We start from the raw sequence: 3,386 nt of genomic DNA on the forward strand, positions 1-3,386 counted from the left end.
CCAGAGAGCGGTCCGCGTTGAAGGAGGCATAGCCGCCGGCCGCACGGGCCCAGGTCGTCCAGTACTGGCCCTGAGCGCGCCAGTAGAGGCCTAGCTCCAGCAGGTTGGCCGACAGGACCTCTTCGGCCTCGGCCTCTGGATCCTTGATGTCGGACGAGGTGAACGCGGCCGAGATGCCGACGGCGCCCAGGCTGGTGCCCTTTTCGACGCCGCCGGCGACGCCGAAGCCTTCCGAGCGGAAGCCGTAGGAGTCGGTCTTGTCCTTATCGGCGTAGAAGTTGATCTCCTGGACCCAGGCGCTGGTTTCACCCGGCGCAGCGGCAGCGTTTCGTCCGGTCAGCGCGCGGGTGACCGCGTCCACGCCGGCCGAAAGCGACATCAACGGCCCGCCGGAGTGGTCGGGCAGCATTTGCTCGTAGGCGTCGATGAAGCCGTCGCGCGACGTCTGCGACAGGAACAGGTTGCGCAGCGCTTCATTGGAGCCCAGCGCGCCATAGACGGCGTCGTAGGCGGACGCCTCGACCGGGATCAGCCCGGCCTCGGAGGCCGTGCGGCGACGCGCGTCGACATAGACGGTGTTGCCAGCGACGCCACCCTGCACGACGTAAAGATAGGGCGAGTTGTCCGACAGCAGGGTCTGGTTGATCTGACCCACATTCAGCGTGCCGGCCGTGATGACGTTGAACCGCTCAGGCTGATCGATCAGCGACGAGAAGCGGACGCCCAGGGTGGAGCCTGTCGCCAGGGTCGCATTGCCGCTGACATTGAAGCCGCCGGCGCGGTCGTTGGCGGGGTCAAGATTGACCAGCAATGTCCCTTCGGCGCCGATGTTCAGGTTGGAGATCGCCGTGGCGCCCGTCTGGGTGGCGGCCAGGGTGCCCTTCGACACGTTGATGTCCAGCAGGCCGTCGCTGTTGGCGATGGCGCCGGTCACAACCGCGCCGCCGCTGATGTTCAGCCGGTCGGCGCCGGCGCCGAAATCGATGTCGCCGTTGACGACGCCGTTCTCGATATTGAGGGTGTCGGCGCCCGATCCCAGCTTGATCGCGCCGACAATGGCCGGTTCGTTCGCGTCCGGCACGCCGTCCTTGTCCGTATCCGTCGCCGTGCTGCCGGCAGCGGCGGGAATGCCGTACTGCCGCAGGGTGACGCCGGTCGTGTTGGCCGAGACGTCGATGGCGGTCACCTTGCCGGTGACAGGATTTGTATCGTCGGTGTTAGGGGTGAGCGAGCCGATGATCGAACCGGCGTTGTTCAGCTGGGTCAGGCTGCCGGACTGGTCACGAATAACGGTGGCCGAACCCTGATTGCCGCCGAAAGAGGCTACCAGATTGCCTGTGTTGGTCAGGGAGCCGACGTTGGCGCCTGAACCAATCAGAATGCCGGTCGCGCTCTGGGTCTGCTTGCCCGAGGCGACGGCCTGAATGGCGCCCGAGTTGTTGATTGTGGGAGCGGTCACGCCCGAGCCGATCCAGAGACCCGTGGCGTTGGCATCAACGGCCGTGGACGAGATGCCGCCCTCGTTGCGGACGCCGCCAGTAACATTCACGGCCTGGCCGCCGGTCACGCCGAGTTGCACGGCGCGCGACTCCACGCCGGAGTAAAGGCCGGATCCGATGATCGTACCGCGGTTGATCAGGCCATAGGCCGCATCGCCTGTACCGACGGCGCCGAGGGTCACCGCCTGTGTCGTCGAACCGATCAGCAGAGCAGGCGCGCCGCCCAGCGATGTGATGGAGGCGGCTGTCTCGCTGGCGTCCGGGATGCCGTCGCCGTCACGGTCCGGATCGTCGCGGTTCTTGATGCCGTCGCCGTCATCATCCTCGTCGCCGTTCTTGACGCCGTCCTTGTCGTCATCGCCTTCGATGCCGGCCTCGGAATAGGCGAGCGCCTTGTCCAGCAGCACGCCGCCGGCGACATTGGCGCCGACGCGCACGGCCGGTCCGCCTTGCAGCAGATCGTCTGCGTCGAGTTCGTCCAGGAACAGGGTCGTCGCGTTGTCGAAGGTGCCGGTCGTCGGACGGGCGGGCGGCGGGGTGGTGTAGCGATAGCCCGTGGCCACCACGGAAGAGTGAATCTTGAGTGCGCCGCCGACGTTACCTTCGATGGAAACGCCCGTCGCATTGGCGCCGAGGGCCGAGATCGAACCGGCAAGATCGACATTGCCGGAAATCGGCCCCGTCGTGCGGATGGCGGCGCTGTCGTTACCGGTCACACGGACCGTTCCCAGGCTCTGAAGCTTGCCGTTCAGGGCGGATTCGACGGACAGGCCGTAGGAGTTATTGCCCTCGACCGCGATCGCGCCCGTGCCCTCGACCAGGATGTTGCCGGTGAAGGGCGAGGCGCCGGTGACCCGCACGCCGTAGCGGCCAGTTCCGGTGGCGAACGGGCCGTCCAGATCGCCGTCGCCGTCCGTGTCTTTGATGTCCGCTGTTTCCAGCGTGTCGTTGACGGTGATGGAGCCGCCGACGATTACCGACCCGGTGTTGCCGCCATTGACCAGAAGACCCGTCGAGCCGTCGGCCGACTTGTCCATGGTGATCGAGCTGCCGCTATCCAGATCGACCGTGTTGTTGCTGTTCAGGGTCACGGCCGCGCCCGAGGCGACGGCCACGCTGCCGCCGCTGGCGATGCGGATGTTATCGGCGGCCGTGCCCGTCGCATTGGACGTCTGGATCGGCGTGGTCCGGGCGTTCGAGATCACGATCTCGGCCTGGGATCCTGTGGCGACCATCAAGGGGGCGATCGCCACGGCGGTCGCGAGCAAAATACGCATTCGGTAGAAACCCCTGGTGGTCACGCGTCACGTTACGGGAGACCCCTTAGCAGGGTCCGCGCCAGCGTTCCAAGTTTATCGAATTTGAGGCGAATGCAAGGCCGTGATGGTCCTGAAGCGATCCCGCAAGGCGACCCGCGTTCGCTCGTCGATGCCTCATAGGCCGAATGCGGAGGAAATCGCGACGGCGCGCACTTGAGCTTTGCCGCGCCCGGGTCTACGGGCGTCGAACGGTCCAAAGGCCGCGTCCCGTGGACGCATCCATCGAACACCTCCGGCGTTCGACAGCCCAGACCAGGCGAGAACACTCCATGAGCATGACAGACCTCGACGTCCAGGAAAGCGAACTCCGACTGATTCCGGGGTTGGACGTGGAAGTCGCCGATACGCTGCGGGCCCTGAAGGCGGCGGCGATGGACGAGCGGCCCCGGCTGGTGGACACCACAATGCTCTATGCGCCGCGCTCAGGCGGGGTGAAGCGCTATATCCTGTCCAAGAAGGCGTGGATCGAGGCCAATCGGCCGGGGGTCAGTCACTCGCTGATCGTGCCTGGCGCGCGTCACAAGGCGAGGGCCGACGGCATCGTGCAACTGCGGGCGACCAAGCTGCC

1 protein-coding gene and 1 pseudogene are annotated in these 3,386 nt (G+C 66.2%); one reads left to right on the forward strand and one right to left on the reverse strand.

The genetic code is table 11. The features are described from left to right. Nucleotides 1–2,776 (reverse strand): autotransporter outer membrane beta-barrel domain-containing protein (locus RT123_RS07285; protein WP_313008553.1); only part of this gene is annotated, 2,776 nt, incomplete at its 3' end. 311 nt (nt 2,777–3,087) lie between these two features. Here RT123_RS07285 and RT123_RS07290 point away from each other — a divergent pair. Further along, a pseudogene (locus RT123_RS07290) lies at nt 3,088–3,386 on the forward strand (glycosyltransferase family 1 protein); the annotation flags it as partial.

The organism is Brevundimonas vesicularis (assembly GCF_032067225.1).
In the GTDB taxonomy this organism is placed as follows: domain Bacteria; phylum Pseudomonadota; class Alphaproteobacteria; order Caulobacterales; family Caulobacteraceae; genus Brevundimonas; species Brevundimonas vesicularis_F.